We start from the raw sequence: 22521 nt of genomic DNA, 5'->3' as shown, positions 1-22521 counted from the left end.
CCAAAGGAGGAAGGGTATGGATGCGGCAGCATAAGGATAATCGAAGCGCCGATAAGCTGTTGATGAATTATCCCGCGTCATGGTGGCGGAATATGTGGCGCGAAGCGCTTCCCTCGGGCAACGGCGTCATTGGAGCATCCGTATTCGGCGGCGTTCAGGAGGAGACGGTGCTGCTTAACCATGCTCGCCTATGGCATTGGGGGAGCAAGGATGAGCTGCCGGATGTGAGCGGCACGCTTGCCACGACCCGCAGGCTGATGGATGCCGAGCGATATGCCGAGGCCAGCTGGCAGCTCGCGAATGCTTTAAAGGAGCGCGGTTACGGGACGAAGCTCGCTTCGAGATTCCCGCTGGCCGCGGTCCGGCTTGTCATGCCCTGCGGCAGTGCCTTTCGCGGGTACAGCAGAACGCTGGCGATGGACAGTGGAGAAGTAACGGTAGGCTGGACGGACGGACAGAGCCGGTATTATCGGCGGCTATTCGTTTCGCGGGCCGATGATGCGGTTGTCTATGAGCTTGGAGGGGACGGGGATGCCCGTGTATCGGGCGAGATCGGTCTTGTTCTTCACCCAAGCGACCGCTGGGCAGATACGCCGGAATTCAAGGAGCTCGAGCAAACGATCGAAACCGGAGCAGGCGATGCTTATGCCTGGTTTGCCGGAACGAATGACGATGGAACGGATTTCGGGGCAGTTATGCGGGTCATTCCGGAGGGCGGCAGCATCGAAGCGGAGGGAAGCATGATCCGGTTCGAGGGAGCAAGGCGTTTGCTGGTGCTGGTGAAGCTGTTTGTCCTGGGCGAGCGCTCCACGGACTGGGAACGGCTGAAGAAGGAATTAGCCGGGCTTGTGGTCGATTCCTCCTACGAAATACTGCTTGAGCGCCATCTCGCCCTTCATCAACCGCTGTACCGTTCAGCCTCACTGGAGCTTCATGACGCAGACGATGATTTGCGCTCTAATGAACGTCTGCTGTTGGATGCGTATGAGGGGGAGGCGCCGCCAGCGCTTGTACGTAAGATGTGGGCATACGGCCGTTATTTGTTCTTGAGCGGTACCGCGTCTGCGGAAGAGGCCGAGCCTTTCGGCTTGTATGGGCTGTGGGGAGGCGATTACAGGCTGGTATGGAGCCACAATATGGCAAACGAGAATATCCAGATGATGTACTGGCATGCCCATGTTGGCGGTCTGGGCGAGCTCGTCCCTTCCTTATTCCGTTATTATGAGGGATTAATGGATGACTTTCGTGAAAATGCACGCAGGCTGTACGGCTGCCGCGGCATCTATATCCCAGCAGGCTCCACGCCGGGCATCGGTGTTCCTAATCAGATTGTGCCAGTCATTCTAAATTGGACCGGGGCGGCCGGTTGGCTGGCCTGCCACTATTTTGAACATTTCCGTTTTACCGGCAATCTTCAATTTCTGCGCGAGACGGCGCTGCCGTTCATGCTTGAGGCGCTGCGGTTTTACGAGGACTTCCTGGTTATGGATGCGGATGGATTTCACAAAATTTATCCCTCTGTATCGCCGGAGAACACACCGCTCAATTTCATGCCGGCGGATGGCAAACCGCTTGCACACCCGATGCCTACGGCGATCAATGCGACGATGGATGTTGCCATTCTAAAAGAACTGCTGCAGCACCTAATAGAAGCGAACCGGAAGGCGGGCGGCGATCCGGAGGCAGAGAAGGAATGGAGCCGCATGCTGACGCATTTGCCGGCGTATCGGCTGAATAAGGACGGCGCGGTCAGTGAATGGATTCATCCTGCTTTCGAAGATCGATATGCACACCGTCATCTATCCCATCTGTATCCGGTTTTCCCCGGGCAGGAAGTGACGAAAGAGAGCGACCCGAGCTTGTTCGGCGCGTTTGAAACGGCGGTTCAGCGGCGCGAGATCGGTGCCCAAAGCGGCTGGTCGCTGGCTCACATGGCTGCTATTTATGCGCGTTTTGGAGATGGAGACAGCTCCTTGAATTGTCTGGATATCCTCACAAGATCGAGTCTGCTGCCAAATCTGTTCACGCTCCATAATGACTGGCGGGGAATGGGCGTATCGATGCAAATGCCTGCGGCTCCAGTGCAATTAGACGCCAATATGGGGTGGGTGAACGCCGTGCAGGAGCTGCTGCTTCAGGTATCGGACAATCTCATTACCTTGCTGCCGGCGCTGCCGGGCCGTTGGAAGCGGGGACGTCTGGCCGATTGGAGGTTCCACACGGGCAGAGTGGCGCTATCTTGGAATCGGGAATCGGGCTCGTTCAGAGCGGAGCTTACGGCGGATAGGGATACCGACACAATCGTCAAGCTGCCGGATTGGGCGGGAACATGCAGTATAACCGGCGGAGAAGTGCAGCCTTCGCCGCTGGGGCCCGCGTATTTCACGGTACGAATGAAGAGTGGCGCGCCATCGGTTGTCTTTGAATCTTCCAAGGTTGAATGAGGGGAATTCATCTCCTGCGTAACAGGAAACTAATGCTCTATAAATGGAAAGGCTGCCCGTATACGGCGGCCTTTCTCCGTTTACGAGTACCGAATAGACCATGACATTAGCGTCATGGTTTATACTGCATATTGGAATCAGAAAGCTGGTGAACGGAATGGAACAGAAAAGGCTGGTCGTACTAGGTATATCCGGAAGCTTGCGTAAGCAATCTTCTAATGCGCGCCTGCTCCCGATAATCGAGGGGATGGCGCCATCGGAAGATTTGGTTTCGAAGGACATATGTCCTTCCCATAGCGTCCGATTCTATCCTTTAATAAGGTATAAGTCTTATTGAAGGAGAGAAACAACATGAGAGGGAGCTTATACGCCTTTTTAGGCGGGGCTTTTATTACGCTGCAAGGAGTAGCCAATTCCCGGATTAGCCAGGATATCGGAACTTGGCAGCAAAGTAAATGAACGCGCGGGATCTTGGGCAACGACAACATTAGTGCGGGGCTTGGGATTCGCTGCATCACTGACTTTAGGCTTCATCTTCGAAGGCAAACAGATGTTTAACCTACAAAATATGCAGCCCTGGTATTGGGTCAGCGGCGTGATTGGCGTTGGCGTTGTCATTAGCTTGGTGCAGGGGATGAAGCTGCTTGGTCCGACATACGCCGTCTCGATCGCTTTGACCTCACAGCTCGGATTTACTTTAATGTGGGATTCATTTGGCTGGTTGGGTTTGGAAAAGGTTCCTTTCACGTTCACCAAGCTGATTGGCGTGCTCGCAATCGTCAGGGGCGTTCTTCTATTTAAAATCAGCGGTCGACGCGAGGCTCTGAAGGCGGCTAAGATGACTTAGAGCTGTGGAAACAAAAACAGCCAAGGCTCAAAACGAGCTTGGCTGCGCAAGTAATGAATTTAACTTAAAACAACAACGCCGTAGCCCTCGAGCGTTACGGTCCCGCTCAGTAAGGTGCCGGTAAGCAGATCATTTTTTTGTTCGCCGAGCGTTAATACAGCAGGCTGCTCGCTGTAGTTGAGCAGGAAGTAGAGCGGTCCGTCTTCACCCTCGCGGATAGTCAGCTCAATGCTTTGCGGGAGCGTCAGCCAGTCGGCTGTCGGCGAAACAAGGCCGAGCCTTTCGATGATTTGTCCAGCCGAGGCTTCGTTAAATACGGCGCCGAAGTACCAGGCTTCACCTTCGCCAAACGCATTTTTTGTTACCGCAGGTTTTCCTGCATAGTAATCGGAAGCGTAATGGGCGACTACCTCGACCGAATCGTTTTCCACATAAAGAATATCGTTGAAGGAATCCGCGCCTGTCAACGCTTCATCTCCGCCGCTCCATTTCATCGAGGTTGCTGCACGCGTGCCCTTGACCATCGTAAACTCCTCTACGGAAATCCCGCATAGACCTGCAGCCGCTCCAGGGAAAGGACGCATGTAGCAGTGTCCGTGCTCATTCTTATAGCCGGTCCGGCAGCCGAAAATAATAATGCCGCCCTCACGGGTGTATTGCTCCAGCAGTGCCGCCGTTTCATCGCGCATAATAGCAGGATGCGGGTAGACCAGCACCTTGTAGCGTTTCAGATCGTCGAGGGTTGTGCTGCTTCGAACATACAGCGTATCGCTTGGGATATGCCGATGGTTGAGCGCTTTAAACCATGATTTACCGCTTTGCCATGAGAACGGGCCATGCCAAACATCATATTCGCCGTCCCAGTCATTATCATAGTCGCGCAGCAGCGCAATCTCAGCCTTGAATTGCGTATTCGCGATCCGGTTTCCTGCTTGCGCTAGCTCCGCCCCGATTTGTCCAGCCTCCCGAACGCGGCGGTTCGGTCTATTGTGATAATCATTGATGCCATGCCAATAGATTTCATTGCCAACCGTCGCCGTCCGCCAGCGGAAATAAAGCACCATGTTTGCGCCGTGGGCAATGGATTGGTACGTCCAGAGCCGCATTTGTCCCGGCTTAGGAGACGGCATATCCATTCGGTTAACCCAGCCGCCCGGACCCGACTGCTGCTCCATAATGGCGAAGTTCGGCGAGATGGAGCGAACCGTTCCGAGCGTCTGGCTCCAGCCCCGGTCGGCAAGCGGATTTTCTTCGTTTTTATCATAATAAATCGTAGAGAATTGCGGATAAGAATCGTAGCTGAAAAAATCGAGCAGCTCATCGTTCATCCGGTGGCTGTCCAAATGACCGAACAAGCCGTTTGTCGTCACCCAGTGATCGGGTGCAGCCTCGCGCAAAATATCGCCCTGCACCTTCGCGTACGAAATTGTGTTGTCGGAAATAAACCGTTTTTCATCAAGCGCCTGATGTGGATTAGGCTGCTTCTTAGCGGGCGTTGGACGAGGCAGAAATACCTGCTCCCAATCGGAATACGTCTGGCTCCAGAAAACGGTGCCCCAGGCCTCATTCAGCTTGTCCAGCGTGCCGTATTTCTCCTGCAGCCATACGCGGAAGGCGTCGTGGTCGGCAGGCGCATAAAACTCGCTGATCTCGCAGTTGAATTCATTATCGATCTGCCAGCCGATCACCGCAGGATGATTTTTATAATGCTCAGCCATCTGACGCGTAATAATCGCGGACAGCTCGCGGTATTTTTTGCTGCTGTAGTTGTAATGACGGCGCAGGCCGTGATGCAGCGTTACGCCGTCCTGCGACACATTCAGCACCTCGGGATATTTATGGGTAAGCCATGCTGGCGGTGTCGCCGTCGGCGTGCCGACGATAACCTTAAGCCCATGCTTATGGGCGAGGTCAAGCGCACGATCAAACTTTTCGAACGAAAACACGCCTTCCTCCGGCTCAAAAATCGACCATGCAAATTCAGCTACGCGAATGATCGAGAAACCAAGCTCGCGCATGCGGCTGAAATCATCCTCCCATAGTGATTCTGGCCAATGCTCCGGGTAATAACAGGTGCCCAGTCGAAATTCTTTTAACGCTTCAATAGGCTTCATTAACTGTACCTCCTAGTAGTCGGAATGTATATCATACGAATATATTGCGAATCATTACTTTTCTTATTTATTGTAAAATCAATCGTAGCAACCGTAAATGACAAAATAATGCGATCTATGATACAATATTGCGAACTTGAACAAGGAGGGATGCAGTGATGCGTCAGCATTATATTGTGCCGAGTCCAGCTTTTTCCCAGTATGTATGTTACCCTGATCTATTTGGGCGATACAATGCGTTTCCGCAGCATGCGGAGCGGAGAGAGCAGGGGCAGTTGAAGCATTATAATTTGCATCTTATTTATGAGGGAAGCGGCTATTTGATCAATGGAAGCGGCGGTGAGCGGCTGCAGCTGCGGGCAGGTGACGGATTTTTGTTTCCGAAGCATGCTTTCCAGCAGTACGGCTCGAGCGAGGATGATCCTTGGGATGTGCGGTGGATTCATTTTGAAACGCAAATTCCGCTGCCGATGCTTAGAGAGGCGGATGAAACCGGGGGGTGGCTATTTACGTTCTCCAACCGCAAGAGGTTCAAGGAGCTGACGGAGGAGATGTACGCGCTTTGCAGCCCTTTCGAGACCGGCAATGAGCCGCGTTTATCCGCTTTGCTTTATGAAATCTTGGTGGAGCTTGTGCAGCATTCCGAACGGCTGGAGGGATCTTCCGCTCTGGAGAAACAAAATGCGATAAGGGTAGCTGCCGATCAGATACGGCACAGATGCGCGGAGTCTTGGAGCTTGGAGCGAATGGCAGCGCTGGCAGGCTACAGCCATTATCACTTTCTAAGATTGTTTCAGCAGGTCATGGGAAAAACGCCGAATCATTATGTCACGGAATGCCGCATCGATGCGGCGAAGCTGCTGCTGGCGACAACGGCATTATCCGTGACAGAAGTTGCGGCGCGTTGCGGGTTCGCGCAAGCGAGTTATTTTATACGCGTATTTCGTTTAGCCGAAGGTGTATCGCCGAAAATGTACCGCACCATTTATGGACAAGGGGCGACGCTGCATTAACCGGCTTTAACGGCCGCGTGAATGGCAATGCCGGATGGGTCATGAACCACAAAAGCATCTCCATGCTCTGCGGCCTCAACGCCTTCGCTGCGCAGCTGCTCCAGCCATGCTTCACGAGAAGCAGATGTCGGAAACACGATTGTGTAATAAGACAGGCCCACCGTATTAGCCGGCGGCAAAACAGCGCCGACGCCTGCCCAAATGTTCATTCCGATATGATGGTGGTAGCCGCCGGCCGAGACAAATACGGCAGACATCTGCGCATAGTCCCCAACCACGTCAAAGCCGAGCTTGCCCTCGTAGAAAGCTCTCGATGTACGAAGATCGCCTACATGAAGATGGATATGCCCAATGACCGTACCTGCCGGCAGGCCGCTCCATTCTTGTCCTTCGCTCTCTGCGAGTAAGCTCTCCCAATCCAGCGGATCGGATGCCATCACGTAGTTGCCGCTGGCATCCTGCTTCCACTGACCGCGCGGACGGTCCCTGTAAATTTCAATTCCGTTATTATCCGGATCGGCAATATAAAGCGCCTCGCTGACGAGATGGTCAGCTTGTCCGATATGAATGCCGCTGCGAATCAAGTTTCGCAAAGCTAGCGATAAAGATGGGCGATCCGGCAGCAATATGGCAAAATGGTAAAGTCCCGCGTTAGACCGTCTTTGCGGCACGACGGCATTTGGTATTTCCTCCAGCACAAGCAGCGTTTGCTTCCCGTCAGCCGTGAAAGAAACCTCGCGTTTAGCCTCATCCAGCTGAAGCACCTTTAATCCGACGATTTCCTCGTAAAATTGAATCGATTTCTCCAATTGACTAACCTTCAGCTTCACTTCGCCCAGCGAAATATGCGGATCTAGTACTGCCGACATGGTAACTCCTCCTCTATATAAGTGTAAAGCAGGCTTGCTCCGTAAGCTTTAAGCCTCAATAGAAACACCTAATGTTTATATGATGTACAAAAGACTGGGAAAAAACTAATCGAGAATACATGGATTTATCGTATCATATTTATTTATTAAAACAAAGTAACTTATTAAAAGTAATTAACTTATCGCGAAACGAGCTTTTGCCGCCAAGTACGGCGTCAGCCGTTTACGCTTGAAAAGAGCCGTCCGCGCTATCGAAAGCGATCGGACGGCCCTTTGCTTTAGGCCTCGATACCCGGCTTCGGCTGAATGGGAGCAGCGGGCTGTTTTTTCTTCGCAGGAAGCGGACCAAACAGAAGCCAGTGCCATTTGAACCTTGCGCTAAACGATACTATTGCCCATGGAATAAGAAGTGCGATGAAGAAACCTCCTGCCGCCCAAGCGTGGTACAGAAGCGGATCGCCGGATAGGCTCGTTTTACGGTATAAAAACAAGATAAACGGATGGACCAGGTAGATCCCGAAGGAGGTGGCGCCGATATGCAGAAGCGCCTTCACAATCGTTTTGTTCCAAATCGAATAAATCCAGTAAGCAATCTGGAGCAGCAGGATGCCTGCCGTAACGCAGCGAATCTCATCAATGATCTCCAGAAGATTCGTATTGATGACCTTTGTATTGTACAGCCGGTTCTCGTAATAAAAATAGAACAAAATCAGGCTTGAGGATAGGAACAGAACCCATAGCGCAATTGAAGCCGCTATTTTTTGCGGCGTAACATTTGTTCTGGCCAGGTTGATCCATGACGAGAGCTTCATATAGTGGATGCCGATAAACGCGCCTGCCGTAAAATAAAACATGTATGTAAAGCAATAGCTTCCGGGGCTTTTAATATGGAATTCACCGATCACCTTATAAATAAACAGCCACTGCACAAGAAGTCCTATCCAGGCAATATGCTTGCTGAGCGCCGGGAACCGTTTGATTGCATAAAGCATGAGCGGCGAGAGCGCATAAAATTGAATAATAATAACGACGAAATAGAGATGCGTGTATGTTTTTCCGAAGACGAGCATCTTAAGAAATTTCTCCGTCGTAAAATAACCGATAAAGGTTTGCAGGTCAATAAACCCAAACTGCGCATATCTCGTAAAGCCAAAATAAAATAAAGAGAATAGCAGAAAGGGGATTAAAATTTTGGACATCCGTTTCTTGTAAAACTGTCCGATTGTTTTTGCCGTAAAAGGCTTGTCATTGTAGTTGTAAAATAGCACGAAGCCGCTTAAAAAAATAAAAACGGGAACCGCGAATTTGGTAACGGTGTTTAGAAATACGTAAAGCGGATAAAGCGTAGCATGGTGATCGTAGGTCGCTACGATCGCTGATGTGGCATGAATCATGATGACCGCGAGTATGCCAATTGCTCTAACGATATCGAGCTCGGGCAGATACGGTCTTTTTGCTGCTTGTGCCATTAAAATCCCCTTATTTTTTATAAGATGCAAACGCTTGCTTGAGGTCAAGGACCAGCCTCTATCGATATTATACGTTTAGTGTTAATTTCAGCCAATACTTTTATTTTAACTGGTTGGCTTAAGGCCTATTGCTAGCATTAGGTAAAGACAAATGAGGTTTAGCTTGATATGATAGGTGCTATTATGTTCGTGACACTTTAACCTTATATGATGCTTATAATTCACCGCGAAACGAGCTTTTGCCGCTATGGCTATGGACGGCGTCAGCAGTTTACGCTTGCAGGAAAGGAGCGTTTTGCCCAAATGTGGCTTACTTATTCGGTGTTTGCCGCCATTTTTTTTGGTTTACGAGGCATTCTGTATCATTGGTCAAGTCAAAAGCCGCTTAATCGAAATCTTCTGTTATGCGGCACTTTTAGCATGGGAGCCATCGTAAATGGGATTTGCGCGCTCGTCTTCTCGTCAGATTGGACAATAGCGGCTTTAATCGGAATACAAATGGGACTGTTCTCCTTCGGTGCGAATGCGAGCATGTTCAAGGGCTTTGCGGTTGGCAAGGCATCGTTAGTGGCAATATTAACGGCGCTGCCGTCCGTAGTAGTCGTCATCGTTGCTTTTGGGCTTTGGCAGGAGAAGCTTCATGCTATGCAGCTCATTGCCTTTGTCGTGATTATAGGAGGCGTGCTGCTGGTTCGCTTATCTAACGACATCTCGCTTCGCAATTTGCAGGGAGCCCAGTGGGGGCTGCTGGCGATGCTGCTGTTCGCGGCAAATGATTTGTCGGGCAAATGGTCCACGCTGATGGAGGCGGATATATTCCCAACGATGTTTTTTATGTTCGTAACGGGAACGGTTTGTTTTGGTTTATGGTGGCTGCGGGATTTGCAAAGCGAGCAGGGCAGCCGATCGCTGGCGGTTCAAAGCTCGGGCATGGCAGGAGGCGAGGTACGGGTTTCTCAGGTTTCCTCAATCGGCGCAGGCAAAGCGGCTGCATATGGAGCGGCATGGAGCGGCAAACGTACATACCTCGTTGGTCTGGCTGTGGGCATTACGAATGCGGTTGGCATGATGTTTATTCTGACGGCATTTGATCTCGGCAAAGCCGGACTCGTATCGGCGGTGACCGCGCTTAATGTGCTGATCGTACTGCTTTATACGCGCTTTGTCGTGAAGGAACGGTTTACGCCGGCGGAGGTCACGGGGATCTCGCTTGCGTTCGCGGGTATTTTGCTGATGAGGCTGTTCGGAGCGTAACGGTAAAAAGGACTCACCTTAAGGTCATTGACCCCAGGGTGAGTCCTTTTCGTTTCGGTGCGGTTAGTTAGAAGAATAGGATAAGGGCGGGCTGCTGCGATTTCAAATTATTGCTGGCCAGGACGAATACGAACGACGCCGATGTCTGTTGCATTGATTGCGAATGCATTGCCGCCTTGATTGATGGATGCATTAGCGCCTTGTTTGACGTTGACGAAGGTTTTGCCATTGTCTTTTTTGACCGAGTTGCCTTGTTTGGAATGTTTACGTGACATTTGCTCACCCCCCTTCAAGTGAAAGGCGCCATGCTGCATTGCACGGGGGAAAAATTAGCGGCGTTTGGGTTTCTTGAAAATTTGTACGGTAGCTGCATTGCTGGCAAGCACGTTGCCTTGCTGGGCGCTTGCTTCAGCGGTTTGATAAATATTAATAATCAGGTAATTGTTTTTTCCTACGCGGTACTTGACGGTTTTGACACTCGAACGAACCATTAGTTTCCCTCCCTGCCGGCAAGTTTCTCTTTGCTAGATACTATATGAGAGAAGGAAACCGCTTGTATCCGCTAATGATAACCGTCAAATCTATCAATTATCGTTCCTTTTGTAATGCGAGGGAGTCATGCCTGTTAGTTTCTTGAACATGCGGTGAAAATGCGGAAGGCTCTCGAAGCCGCATTGCTCCGCAATGCCGGCGATATTGGTGTCGCTCTCGACCAGCAGCTCCTTGGCGCGAATAATTCGTTTGGTCGTGACATATTCCGTAACGTTCATCCCGGTCAGCTTCTTAAAGACACGGGAGAAATGCGCCGGCGTAACGGATGCGCGTTTAGCTAGCTGCGACAGACCGAGAGGGCTGCCTGGATGCCCGTCGATATAGGTCAGAATCGCTGTCATCCAGCCGGGTGCGGAGGAGGATACGGCGGTTTGGCCTTCTTCTGCCGGGTGAAGGGTGCGGCCGAGCAGCAGCAAGATTTGCTGAAGATGAAGAAGAACAGCCTGGCGATAGCCTGGAAGCTTCTCCGTTTCCTCGTAATGGATGCGATCGATTAAGGAGATCATCTGCTGTTTATCGCCTGCAGCTGCAGCCGGAAGCTTATAGGCTTTCCGGCGTTTGGCTTGCTCGAAGCAGCGTAAATAGGAGAAGGCGTCACCGAGCGGCGGACTATGGACGAGCGATGCGTTAAAAAACAGCGCGGTTGAAGTTTTTGGATCATCCGGATCCGGAAAGGAACGGTGAATCGTATTGCCGGGAATAAGGAACACGTCGCCGGGTACAGCGTCATAAAAAGTTTGATCGATAAAAAAGGTTCCTTTTCCGCTATAAATATAGACAAGCTCATACCAATCGTGAAAATGGTCGGGCAGCTCGTTTTGTGCGCTTTTGGTATCCCGATAGACGCACTCGAATGGAAACGGGGTCATGGCGTCGAACCTTTTCCGATATGGATTCATGGGCTTACCTCACTTTATGTCATTTGTCAGCCTGATTGTAGCAAATATCAAAAAAGAGTACAAATATGCGATAATTGATTATTTCAGACATCGATATTGTTTTTTATAATAAAGAGGAACCTAATCTGCTAGAAAAGAGGCGGAAGAGATGAGATTGGATGCGCATCAGCATTATTGGAGCATAGAACGAGGGGATTACGGCTGGATTACACCGGCATTACCGGTGCTGTACCGGGATTTTTTGCCGCAGCATTTGGAGCCCCTTCTAAATAAACATCAGCTTGACGGAACAATTGTGGTACAAGCGGCGGCGACGCTCGCTGAGACCGATTTTTTGCTGGCTTTGAGCGAGACTGAGCCAACGATAGCAGGCGTCGTGGCATGGCTGGATTTAACAGACCCTGACTACCGGATTCACTATGAACGGTTTGCGAAGCATCCTAAATTCGTAGGCTTTCGATTGATGATACAGGAGATGCCGGACGCAAACGCGATACTAGCGCCGACCTATGTGGAAGCGCTCACTTTTTTTGCGGAGAAGGGCGTGCCTGTTGATTTACTGGTTGTATCACACCAGCTGGAGCCATTAGTGAAGCTGCTGGATCAGGTGCCTCACCTGCATGCCGTTATTGACCATATCGCTAAGCCGCGAATAAAAGACGGAGTGCTGGAGCCATGGAAAGAGCAAATGAGCCAAATAGCGGCCCATCCTCGGATTTATTGCAAGCTTTCCGGCATGGTGACCGAGGCGGACCACAATAACTGGGAGCCGGCTGCGTTCAAGCCATACATCGAGCATGTGCTGGACGTATTCGGACCCGGGCGAGTGATGTATGGCAGCGACTGGCCGGTCAGCTTGCTCGCAGCAAGCTACGACGAGGTGGTTTCTGTGCTAGGACAAGCATTGCCGGAGACATGGACGGAAGCGGATCGTGAGCGGCTGTTCGGACTAAATGCAAAGGAGTTCTACCGCATATGACAACTTTAAATCATCAACAGCTAAACGAGGAGCAAGCCGTCTTATACGACGAAATGAAGCAAGCGAAGATAACGGTGCTGCAGATCGGAGAGGGTAACTTTCTGCGCGGCTTTTTTGACTGGATGCTGCATGAATGCAGGAAGCAAGGATTATATGAGGGCAGTATTGCGGTAACGCAGCCGCGCCCTGGCGGGAAGCCGAAGATTGACGCGCTAGCGGGCCAAGACGGATTATATACGCTGGTCATCCGGGGCTTGGAGAACGGAGAAAGCGTGGAGCGGACCGAAGTCATCTCCGTATTTGGCAGCGTGTTCGACCCTTATTCCGAATGGGAGAGCTATCTTGCCTTGGCTGAAAACGCCGATCTTCGGGTTGTCGTATCGAATACGACAGAGGCGGGGCTTGTATACCGGCCTGAGGAGCTTGTGGAAGGACAGCCGATACAGTCGTTTCCCGGCAAGCTGACGCAGCTGCTTTACCGCAGGTTCACCCATTTCAACGGCGATCCGGAGCGCGGATTGATTTGCTTGCCTTGCGAGCTGCTTGAGCGTAACGGCGACGAGCTTCGCAGCTGCATTTTGCGTTACAGCGAGGATTGGGGTTATTCGGAAGCCTTTAAGGATTGGGTCGTCAAGCATAACCGGTTTTTGAATTCGCTGGTGGACCGAATCGTAACCGGTTACCCGGATGATGCGCAAGCTGAAGCCTGGTTTGGCGAATGGGGCTATTCCGATCCGATGCTGACCACGGCGGAGCCTTATCATCTATGGGCTATCGAGGCGGAGCCGGAGCTTGAAGAGGTGCTGCCGCTGCGCAAGGCGGGGCTGAATGTTCATTGGGTGAAGGACCTGAAGCCGTTTCAGCTTCGGAAGGTCCGCATCCTAAACGGCGCACACACGCTTATGACGCCGCTTGGACTTCTTTATGATATCGAGCAGGTGAGAGAGGCCATGGAGCATTCCGTGCTTGGCCCGCTCGTACGGAATACCGTGGAGTCGGAAATCATTCCTTCGCTGTCCATCGCCGAGGCGGAGCTGAAGGCATACGCTGGCGATGTATATGAGCGTTTCCTGAATCCGTTCATCCGTCATAGACTGACTGATATCGCAATGAACAGTCTGAGTAAATTCAAAGTGAGGCTGCTGCCGTCCTTGCTGCATTATGCGGAAGGCGGCAAGGCGGTGCCAAGCGGTCTTGCCGCTGGGTTTGCCGGCTTGCTGCGGTATTACAAGGTGAGCAAGACCGAAGCTGGTTTCGAGGGCCGATCCTTGAGCGGTGTATCCTATACGGTGCGGGATGATGCCAGCCTGCTGGCGTCGATTGCGGAAGTATGGGCGGAGGCGCTGGAGCAGCATTGGCCGCAGGAGAAAACAACCATGAGGCTGCTTGGCCTAACGAATGTCTGGGGACGCGACTTGGCGGCCGAATGGCCGGATCTGACAGCCGCGCTTAGCGCGAAAATAATAGAAATGGAGCGATACGCCAATGAATAACTGGGTTAGGTTGCATGAGCAGGATCATGTCGTGATTGCCCTTCAGCCTTTTGCCAAAGGGGATAAGCTTACGCTTGAGAACGGGGCTATGCTTGAGCTGCAGGATGCGGTGCCAAAGGGACATAAGGTGCTGACGAGCGTTGTCCGCAAAGGCGAGCATGTGCTGAAATTCGGTTATTCCATTGGCGTGGCGAAGGAAGATCTCATGCCGGGGAGCTGGGTGCATACGCATAATATGGGCACCGGCCTAAAGGGCTTTCTCGATTACTCCTTTGAGCCGACTGCTGCTGAGCAGATAAAGGCGCCGTCGCTTGATGCAGGCCGCACCTTCCAAGGCTTTATCCGCGAAAATGGAGATGTCGGCATCCGCAACGAAATTTGGATTATCAACACAGTGGGCTGCATCAATAAAACCTGTGAAATCGTAGCGAGAAAAGCGAATGCAAGGTATGAAGGCCGGGTGGACGGCGTTTATCATTTTGCGCATCCGTTTGGCTGCTCGCAGCTTGGCGATGACCTAGTGCATACGCAGAAGCTGCTTGCCTCGCTGGCGAACCATCCGAACGCGGCAGGCGTGCTGGTGATCGGACTCGGCTGCGAGAATAACCAGATTGATGCTTTCAAGCGGGCGATTGGCGAGCATAGCCCGGAGCGGGTGAAATTTCTGAAGTCGCAGGATGCGGAGGATGAAATCGAAGATGCGCTGGAGCTAGTTGAAGAGCTGGTGGGATACGCCGAGCGCTTCAAGCGCGAACCGGTTCCGGTGTCGAAGCTGAAGCTGGGTCTCAAATGCGGAGGCTCGGACGGACTGTCGGGCATCACGGCTAATCCGCTTGTCGGTGCGGTATCCGACCGTTTGATCGCAGCGGGCGGAACGGCGATTTTGACCGAGGTGCCGGAGATGTTTGGCGCGGAGACAATACTCATGAGCCGTGCCGCGGACGAGCAGGTTTTTCATAAAATCGTTCATTTAATCAATGATTTTAAACAATATTTCATTAAGCATGACCAAGAGATTTACGAGAATCCGTCACCTGGGAACAAGGATGGAGGAATCAGCACGCTGGAGGAGAAGTCGCTCGGCTGCACGCAAAAGGGCGGCCATGCGATCGTGCGGGATGTTGTGCCTTACGGGGAGCGCATAACGAGTAGCGGACTCAACCTGCTGGAGGCGCCGGGCAATGACCTTGTTTCGGTTACGGCGTTATCCGCGGGAGGCGCGCATATCGTGCTGTTCACGACAGGAAGAGGAACGCCGTTTGGCGGACCCGTGCCGACGGTGAAGATTGCGACGAACAGCGAGCTGGCTGGACGCAAGAAGAACTGGATCGATTTTAATGCAGGACAGCTGCTTGAAAACAAGAGCATGGAAATGCTGACCGCTGAGCTGTGGGAGCAATTGATCAGCCTTGCATCGGGTGAGTCTCAAACGAACAATGAGCGCAACGGCTTTAAGGAAATCGCCATTTTCAAGGACGGCGTTATTTTGTAGAGGCATGCTCATGCGCAGAAATTAGCTGGAAGGATTCTCATAATAGGAGTGGATAGAGATGAAATACCGCAAGCTCGGCAAGACGGGTTTGGAGGTGTCGGCGCTCAGCTTTGGAGCATCATCGCTTGGGTCTGTGTTTAGGGAGACGGATGATGCGGAAAGCGTGCGTACGGTGCATACTGCAGTGGATATGGGCATTAATCTAATTGACGTTTCGCCCTATTACGGCTTAACGAAGGCGGAGAGGGTGCTGGGCAAGGCGATAGCGGAGATGAAGCGAGACCGTTTTGTTTTGACGACGAAAGCTGGCCGGTACGGCGCCGATAAGTTCGACTTTTCCGAGCAGCGCATCATCAGCAGTGTGGACGAGAGCCTGCAGCGCCTGCAAACGGACTACATCGACATCTTGTTTCTGCATGATATTGAATTTGTGCCGTTCGAGCAGGTAGCCGAGGGTGCGTTCCTTGCGCTTGAGAAGCTGAAGCAGGCGGGGAAAATAAGATTTTCAGGCGTATCGGGGCTGCCGCTGACTGTATTTGAGAAATCACTCGCCTACACGGAGCTCGATGCCGTGCTTTCTTATTGCCATTATTCGTTGAATGACACGTCCCTGCTGGACATCCTGCCTCTGCTGGAGCGGCAGCAGGTCGGCTTGATCAGCGCATCCCCGCTTTCGATGGGCTTGCTTGGCAATCGCGCCCTCGCCGATTGGCATCCCGCTGGCGCCGAGGTACGGGCTGCATGCCAAGAAGCTGCCGCATACTGCGCGGCCAAAGGAGAGGACATCGCTAAGCTTGCGGTGCAATATGCCACCGCTAACGAGCGAATCCCGACAACGCTCGTGAGTACGGCTAACCCGGATAATATCCGCAAGAATATCGAATGGACGGACGAGCCGATCCATGAAGAGCTGTTGGCAGAGGTGCTTGCGATTCTGGCGCCGATTCACAACCGGAGCTGGGAAAGCGGCAGAGAAGAATACAATACGGGCATTGTCGTATAAAGGGAGAGCTGCAGGGTGAGAGCAATCGTATGTGAGCAAGTGGATCAGCTTAAACTGGTGGAGCAGGAAAAGCCGGCATTGCTGCCGGGAACGGCTGTCGTTCGAATTCGCAGAATCGGCATATGCGGCACCGATCTGCATGCGTATAAGGGGAACCAGCCTTTTTTCTCCTACCCGCGCGTGCTGGGACACGAGCTGGCAGGAGTCGTAGAACAAATCGATGATCCGCATGGCAGGATTCATGCCGGCGACCAGGTAAGCATCATCCCCTATATGCACTGCGGCGAATGCATTGCTTGCCGGAACGGGAAGACGAACTGCTGTACGGATATGAAGGTGCTTGGCGTTCATATCGATGGAGGCATGCGGGAGCTCATTGTCGTTCCCGTTACGCATTTGCTCGCAGCAAACGGGCTGACGCTGGATCAGGCGGCTGTGCTTGAGCCGCTGAGCATTGGCGCACATGCCGTTCGACGGGCTGCGCTTCAAGCCGGAGAGACGGTGCTCGTCATTGGCTCGGGGCCGATTGGGCTTGGTGTCATGGCTTTTGCTAAGCACCGAGGGGCACGCGTCATCGCCATGGATATTCAAGACGAACGGCTTGCCTTTTGCAAGCAGTGGGCTAAAGTGGATGATACGGTAAACGCATTGCAGGGCGCGAAGGAGAAGCTTGCCGAATTAACGAACGGCGAGTATCCGACGGCAGTGTTTGATGCTACCGGCAATGCACGCTCCATGGCGGATGCGTTCGGCTTCGTGGCACACGGCGGAAGGCTGGTTTACGTAGGGCTCGTCAAGGCGGAGCTGTCCTTCAATGATCCGGAGTTCCATAAAAGAGAAATGACGTTAATGGGCAGCCGCAACGCGACGATCGAGGATTTTGCCGCCGTGCAGGAAGCTGTGGCAAGCGGAAGCATAGACGTGAACAGCTTCATCACGCACCGTGTTCCTTTTGCCGATATGATCAACCATTTCGACAGCTGGCTGAAGCCGGAATCGAAGGTAATTAAAGCGATGGTGGAATTATAGCCAAGGCATAGCCACTATTATAGAAGGTCCGGCAAAAAAGGCGATCCAGCCTTGTGCCGGGCTTTCTACGCGTTTATCCGTCAGTGCGGCCTTGAATCAGGGGCATTTGCTATGACCAGGTAGAGAATTTTTATACTAAATTAGTACGTTGACAAAAAAGGGCGGGCGGAATTATGATTGGAAGCTGACTTCCAATATTTAGGTATTGTAAAAAACATTCGGATGAAGGAATAAGGGGGGATAACGATGTTAAATACAGAGAAGCAAGCAGGCAAAGCAAAGCAAAAAGCGGAGCTGGACGAATCGAGGCGGTCTTATGTGTGGGCGCTCCGGTTTCTGCTGCCCTATAAGAAGCAAATCGCAGCGCTTGCGGCATGCGGCACGATGGCGGTCGCGGGAGAAACGCTGACGCCCAAGATGATCCAATACGTCATTGATCATGTCGTAGTTAACAAAGATACGTCATTGTTTATCACTATTTTAGCTGGGCTTACCGTCATCAATTTGCTCATGCTCATCGCCAAGAACTACCGCAACCTGCTGCAGCGGACGATTGGGGAGCTGGCCTCGCGCGATATGCAGACGGCAATCTTCAAGCATCTGCGCAAGCTCGGGTTTGCTCATTATGAACGGCATCCGGCGGGTGAGACGCTGTCGATGTTCAACTCCGAGGTCGCTTCCGTTCAGAAAATTTACCGTAACGTCCTGCCGAGCGTCATCGAAAATTTACTTTTCATAGCGGTGGCAATCGTGCTGCTGCTCAGCATCAGCGGCTGGTTATGTCTAATCATGCTGCCGACATTCGGGCTTTATTATTTATTTGGTCCTTATTTTGAGCGCAAAGCAGCTTTGTACGGCAGGCAATCCGGCCAATCCCGAATCGACTATAATCAAGCGGTATACGAGAGCATTTCCGGCTTGCGCGAATTCCGCGCCTTTGGCTCCCAGCCCTGGTACCATGAGCGGACGCTCGGGAAACACAAAAACTGGTCCCATTATTATTTGCTCGCCGCAACGTACAGCTTCGGCAGAGGAAGCTTTCGGCGGTTTACCTTTTATTTGGGCGCAATCGCTTTGTTTATTACCGGCTACTACGCTTTGCAAAATCAGTGGATTACGTTAGGCGGTTTTATCGCCTTTACCCTCCTCTACATGACAACGATGTTCCGCCTTACCCTGCTCGTCACGCAGCTGACCGAGCAGAAGCTCATTATCCACCAGACGATTCCGCTGTTCCGGTTCATGCATAAGCCGATTGAAATTGATGATCCGGCCGAGCCGATTACTCTCGAAAAGGTGCGCGGGGGACTTGTATTCCATAATGTTCATTTCCAATATCCGGGGCAGCCTCCGGTCATTAACGGCTTCACGCTAACGATTAAGCCTGGCGAGAAGGTGGCATTTGTAGGGGCGAGCGGAAACGGCAAAACGACGATGTTCAAAATGATCGGACGGTTTTATGATCCGACCGCGGGGACCATCAAGCTCGACGGCGTGCCGATTCAGCAAATGACGCTGGAGCGTTTGCGCGAGTCCATCGGTTACGTGTTTCAAGAGACATATTTGTTCGGATCCTCGGTCAAAGAAAACATTCGCTTCGGCAAGCCGGAAGCGAGCGACGAAGAGGTCATCGCGGCCGCAAAAGCCGCGTACGCGCATGATTTTATAATGCAGCTGCCGGAGGGCTACGACACGCTTGTCGGCGAGCGGGGCATTAAGCTGTCAGGCGGACAGAAGCAGCGCATATCGATTGCGCGCATGTTCGTGAAGCAGCCGGCTATTATTTTGCTCGATGAAGCGACCTCTTCGCTTGATAATGTGAGCGAGTATGAGGTGCAGCGGGCGCTGGATGAGGTGCTTGTGAACCGAACGACGATCGCGATTGCGCATCGTCTGTCGACGGTAAAGCATTTTGACAAAATCGTCGTCATTCATGAGGGCCGCGTCGCGGAGGCAGGCAGCTACGAGGAGCTGCTCGACCGGAAAGGGCTGCTGTATGAGCTGGAAAGCGGACTATCGGAAGCAGCGGAAGGAAGGGTTGCGCATGAAGTATCTTAAAATCTTTTGGACCAATTCGGTTCTGCTAAAGGGCACTTATCTGATTGTGCTGCTCTATCTTGCGCTGGAATCGGTATCCAATTACACACTTGTCTATGTTCAAAAGATTTTAATCGACGATGTGTTTACGAAAGGGAACTATGAGCTGATGCCCGTGGTAATCGGAATCTTTGCGATTGCGGGCATCGTGTACTCGCTCATGTTTACGATGACGAGCCGGAGCCTTGTGCGCAATGAATTTGCGGTCAGCCGCTCGCTGCTCTCCCGTATGCTGAAGCGGCTTGAAAATGTCCCGGTCGAGCGGTTTCAAAATGAAAGAACCGGCAAATACGTCTATTCGTTCACGCAGGATCTGTACATATCGGCGAGCGTAATCGGCTGGCAGATCCCGCGGGGGATGCAGGAGACGCTGAACCTATGCATTTTGATGGCGATCATCGGCTTCTCGAGCCCCATCCTGCTGCTAATGATCGTAGGACTATGTACGATTTATGTATTGATCGGTTATTATTTCACGCCAAAGCTGAAAGCGCAGGCCAGACAGGTAGCGGAGAAACGCACCGCGCTTCTGATCCAAATCGAGGAAGGCGTCGCATCTACGCGCGAGGTGGTCGCATACCACCGGTTAAAATGGGAAGAGAAGCTGTATAACAAAATGTTTGCGGAATATTTCGACCAGGTCATGATAGAAGGCAAGCTCGTTAATCGGCAAATTCGTTACAGCGATCCGATGAAATGGGGCATTGGCATTCTCGTGCTGGGCTACTGCGGCATACAGCTTATTCATGATCAGATGTCGATCGGAACATTCGTTATTTTGTTTCAGTTTTCAACGCAAATGTCGGATTCCTTTTACAATTTGTTTCAGTTCATCATGAGTATGTCGTCACAGCTTGCGAATGTGGACAGGGTACAGCGTATTTTGGAGCTGGAGCAGAATGATCCTGGTTCACAGGGTATGGAGCGCAAAATCGAGCATTTATCCTTTCACGATACGAGCTTTCGCTATTCGCCAGAGCTTCCGGAGGTTATCCGCGGCTTTACCGCAGATTTGCCTATCGGACGAAAAATTGCGTTCGTAGGGACGAGCGGCGGCGGGAAATCGACGATTGCCCAGCTCTTGGTACGCTTTTATGATGTGCCGATGGGAAGCTTCAAGCTGAATGAACGGGATGCCCATACCTATAACCGCGAACAATGGGCCCGGAAGATAGCGATTGTGTTTCAAGACCCGTATATGTTCTCGGATACGATTCGCGAGAATCTGATGCTCGGCCGCGACGGGGTGACGGAAGCGGATATCGAGGAAGCCTGCCGCATTGCGCAGATCCATGACTTTATTCTAGGGATGCAGGGTGGTTATGCCACCAATATCGGGGAAAGAGGGATTAAGCTCTCCGGCGGACAGCGCCAGCGCATCGCCATAGCACGCGCTATCGTCACCAACCCGGAGATACTAGTGCTGGATGAAGCAACCTCGGCGCTTGATCTGGAGACGGAGCGCCAGCTGCTTGCCGCGCTGGAGGCAAGGCGGGAAGGGCTGACAACGATCATGATCGCGCACCGTCTGTCTACGATTGAGAATGCGGACGTCATATTTGTAATGGATCAAGGTGCTTTAGCGGAAACGGGCACGCATAACGAGCTTCTGTCTAGGGGCAGGGTTTATCAGCAGCTGCTTATGGCGCAGCATTAGCATTGCAGCTCAAACCAATCGATAAAGAAACCTCTTGAAACCTTTTTATAGTTGCGAGCGGCAGACGGGACATGGATAGTGCGTCCCGGGCTGCCGCTGTTTTGTTTTGTTTGGTTAACGTTACCTGTCAGCGCAACATGAAAGCTGACTGCCATCCCATGTATGTTGCGGACAGACAAGCCGCTACTCCTACCGCTGCTATCAGGCCCAAAGCACTCGCCTGTGAGCTGCCCGATTCCGTCAACCGCGCCGCCGTTCATCAACCTGTCGCACCTCCAAGCCGTATAGAAATGTCCATCCTCTAAAAAGAAAAGTTCATTCCGATTCTATTAAAAGAGGCTGTTCAAAAAGCACCCTTTCAGTTTGAAGGCGACAGCATAAGCAACTAAAAGAGCCTCCAAAATGGAAATGGAAGGGATGTAAAAGCATCGAAAATTCTCACTAAGGAGTTCCCGGGACGAGGAGATTTTCGGTCGGGTAATGGTCGGATATCCTTTGTGACATAAACCCCTTGGGCTACCCTTAATTGGACAGACTTATCCGATTGTTGATTCATTTCATATTTTAAAGATGAGATTCCGAACGGTTTAGGCTGCCAACGGCCGATATTCATCGAAAATATCACTCCCTTCTTTCAATCTCTCCGAAACAAACAAGGTGACTTTGTAGACGAATTCATAGCATACAAAAGTACAATTTCATAAATATAGTTCATAGTCTATGAAAATATCAACTATTAATCCACTCAACAACTAGAGGGACAACATATCATAAGACAAATAACAAGGAGGTGCTTTACATGAATTACAAATCTTGTAAAAAGCGTTGTGTTAAAAAACCAGTTAAAGCTTGCTGCCCAATTATCGTCAATAAGCAAATCAACGCTCCCAAAATTATTGTCGATGCTCAAAAAGGAGCAAATGGCAGCCGCGGATCTGTAGGACCGCGAGGACCGCGAGGACCGCGTGGACTGACAGGCCCACGAGGACTGAGAGGATTAAGAGGACTAACTGGCGCGCCAGGAGCGGCGGCTGACGATCCAGGTCTAGCGGCAGGCGGCGCAATTGTCGCTTACGCATCAGGAATAGCTTCGGTCGAATTAGTATCGCTATTAACGGGAGCAATCGATACAGTTAGTCTCGTTGGATTTGGTAGTTCTACAATCGGCGTTGGTCTTGTTGGCCTTAATATCTCAACTTTCGCAGCTTGAAATTGACAGATAAGCCTTGATGTAATTAGGCAAACCTGCAATCCAATACTGGAGTTGACTCTGAATTAGCTTTGTGATCTTCTTTCCAGCTTTCGTAGCG

Annotated in this window: 18 protein-coding genes and 1 pseudogene; 12 read left to right on the top strand and 7 right to left on the bottom strand. The window is 51.7% G+C overall.

Translation table 11 applies throughout. From position 1 onward, the window contains the following. Positions 1 to 20: 20 nt before the first annotated feature. Both RCO25_RS18015 and RCO25_RS18010 read left to right on the top strand, forming a co-directional pair. Entirely contained in the window at positions 21 to 2444 is a 2424-nt protein-coding gene (locus tag RCO25_RS18015; RefSeq protein WP_308997533.1) for a glycosyl hydrolase family 95 catalytic domain-containing protein, read from the top strand. A gap of 351 nt (positions 2445 to 2795) precedes the next feature. Continuing rightward, positions 2796 to 3291, top strand: a pseudogene (locus RCO25_RS18010) (DMT family transporter). Positions 3292 to 3350: 59 nt separating this feature from the next. Here the strand turns inward: RCO25_RS18010 and RCO25_RS18005 are convergent. Then, positions 3351 to 5405, bottom strand: coding sequence for a beta-galactosidase (locus RCO25_RS18005; protein WP_308997532.1), 2055 nt, complete (start codon positions 5403 to 5405; stop codon positions 3351 to 3353). A 158-nt stretch (positions 5406 to 5563) separates the two neighbouring features. Between RCO25_RS18005 and RCO25_RS18000 the strand changes: the two genes are divergently transcribed. Continuing rightward, the gene (locus RCO25_RS18000; RefSeq protein ID WP_308997531.1) at positions 5564 to 6418 is read left to right on the top strand and encodes a helix-turn-helix transcriptional regulator; all 855 of its coding nucleotides are present in this window, start codon (positions 5564 to 5566) and stop codon (positions 6416 to 6418) included. On the opposite strand, the gene RCO25_RS17995 is transcribed toward RCO25_RS18000, so the two are convergent. Both RCO25_RS17995 and RCO25_RS17990 read right to left on the bottom strand, forming a co-directional pair. Further along, a complete protein-coding gene (locus tag RCO25_RS17995) occupies positions 6415 to 7287 on the bottom strand; it encodes a VOC family protein (RefSeq protein WP_308997530.1) in 873 nt (290 codons plus the stop codon). The two genes, RCO25_RS18000 and RCO25_RS17995, sit on opposite strands and share 4 nt — an antisense overlap. Positions 7288 to 7565: 278 nt before the next feature. Further along, positions 7566 to 8756, bottom strand: coding sequence for an acyltransferase (locus tag RCO25_RS17990; protein WP_308997529.1), 1191 nt, complete (start codon positions 8754 to 8756; stop codon positions 7566 to 7568). Positions 8757 to 9059: 303 nt separating this feature from the next. Between RCO25_RS17990 and RCO25_RS17985 the strand changes: the two genes are divergently transcribed. Then, positions 9060 to 10010, top strand: coding sequence for an EamA family transporter (locus RCO25_RS17985; RefSeq protein WP_308997528.1), 951 nt, complete (start codon positions 9060 to 9062; stop codon positions 10008 to 10010). 107 nt (positions 10011 to 10117) lie between these two features. On the opposite strand, the gene RCO25_RS17980 is transcribed toward RCO25_RS17985, so the two are convergent. The 3 genes from RCO25_RS17980 to RCO25_RS17970 all read right to left on the bottom strand — a co-directional run bounded on the left by RCO25_RS17980 (position 10118) and on the right by RCO25_RS17970 (position 11461). Continuing rightward, positions 10118 to 10285, bottom strand: coding sequence for a hypothetical protein (locus RCO25_RS17980; RefSeq protein ID WP_308997527.1), 168 nt, complete (start codon positions 10283 to 10285; stop codon positions 10118 to 10120). A 54-nt stretch (positions 10286 to 10339) separates the two neighbouring features. Continuing rightward, on the bottom strand, positions 10340 to 10501 hold the full coding sequence (locus tag RCO25_RS17975) for a hypothetical protein (RefSeq protein ID WP_308997526.1): 162 nt from the start codon (positions 10499 to 10501) through the stop codon (positions 10340 to 10342). 93 nt (positions 10502 to 10594) lie between these two features. Further along, entirely contained in the window at positions 10595 to 11461 is an 867-nt protein-coding gene (locus tag RCO25_RS17970; RefSeq protein WP_308997525.1) for an AraC family transcriptional regulator, read from the bottom strand. Between the two features lie 148 nt (positions 11462 to 11609). Here RCO25_RS17970 and RCO25_RS17965 point away from each other — a divergent pair, with 148 nt between their 5' ends. From RCO25_RS17965 to RCO25_RS17935, 7 genes are all read left to right on the top strand, one after another. Beyond that, complete coding sequence (locus RCO25_RS17965) at positions 11610 to 12440, top strand: amidohydrolase family protein (RefSeq protein ID WP_308997524.1); 831 nt, start codon at positions 11610 to 11612, stop codon at positions 12438 to 12440. Next, on the top strand, positions 12437 to 13933 hold the full coding sequence (locus RCO25_RS17960; RefSeq protein ID WP_308997523.1) for a tagaturonate reductase: 1497 nt from the start codon (positions 12437 to 12439) through the stop codon (positions 13931 to 13933). Before RCO25_RS17965 ends, RCO25_RS17960 begins: the two co-directional genes overlap by 4 nt. Further along, entirely contained in the window at positions 13926 to 15425 is a 1500-nt protein-coding gene (locus RCO25_RS17955; RefSeq protein WP_308997522.1) for a UxaA family hydrolase, read from the top strand. Before RCO25_RS17960 ends, RCO25_RS17955 begins: the two co-directional genes overlap by 8 nt. 58 nt (positions 15426 to 15483) lie before the next feature. After that, the gene (locus RCO25_RS17950; protein WP_308997521.1) at positions 15484 to 16428 is read left to right on the top strand and encodes an aldo/keto reductase; all 945 of its coding nucleotides are present in this window, start codon (positions 15484 to 15486) and stop codon (positions 16426 to 16428) included. A 15-nt stretch (positions 16429 to 16443) separates the two neighbouring features. Then, on the top strand, positions 16444 to 17457 hold the full coding sequence (locus RCO25_RS17945) for a zinc-binding alcohol dehydrogenase family protein (RefSeq protein WP_308997520.1): 1014 nt from the start codon (positions 16444 to 16446) through the stop codon (positions 17455 to 17457). 246 nt (positions 17458 to 17703) lie between these two features. Beyond that, positions 17704 to 19515: an ABC transporter ATP-binding protein gene (locus RCO25_RS17940; protein WP_308997519.1), complete on the top strand. Its 1812-nt coding sequence runs from the start codon at positions 17704 to 17706 to the stop codon at positions 19513 to 19515. Next, entirely contained in the window at positions 19502 to 21211 is a 1710-nt protein-coding gene (locus RCO25_RS17935) for an ABC transporter ATP-binding protein (protein ID WP_308997518.1), read from the top strand. Before RCO25_RS17940 ends, RCO25_RS17935 begins: the two co-directional genes overlap by 14 nt. On the opposite strand, the gene RCO25_RS17930 is transcribed toward RCO25_RS17935, so the two are convergent. Continuing rightward, a complete protein-coding gene (locus RCO25_RS17930; RefSeq protein WP_308997517.1) occupies positions 21208 to 21474 on the bottom strand; it encodes a hypothetical protein in 267 nt (88 codons plus the stop codon). The genes RCO25_RS17935 and RCO25_RS17930 overlap by 4 nt on opposite strands. Before the next feature lie 536 nt (positions 21475 to 22010). Between RCO25_RS17930 and RCO25_RS17925 the strand changes: the two genes are divergently transcribed. Further along, positions 22011 to 22421 (top strand): hypothetical protein, encoded by a 411-nt coding sequence (locus tag RCO25_RS17925; RefSeq protein ID WP_308997516.1) that lies wholly within the window; start codon positions 22011 to 22013, stop codon positions 22419 to 22421. The last annotated feature ends 100 nt before the right edge of the window (positions 22422 to 22521 follow it).

The organism is Paenibacillus sp. LHD-38 (genome assembly GCF_031157315.1).
Taxonomy (GTDB): Bacteria; Bacillota; Bacilli; order Paenibacillales; family Paenibacillaceae; genus Pristimantibacillus.
Note: the sequence above shows the minus strand (reverse complement) of the source record. Positions and strands in the feature narration are given on the sequence as shown.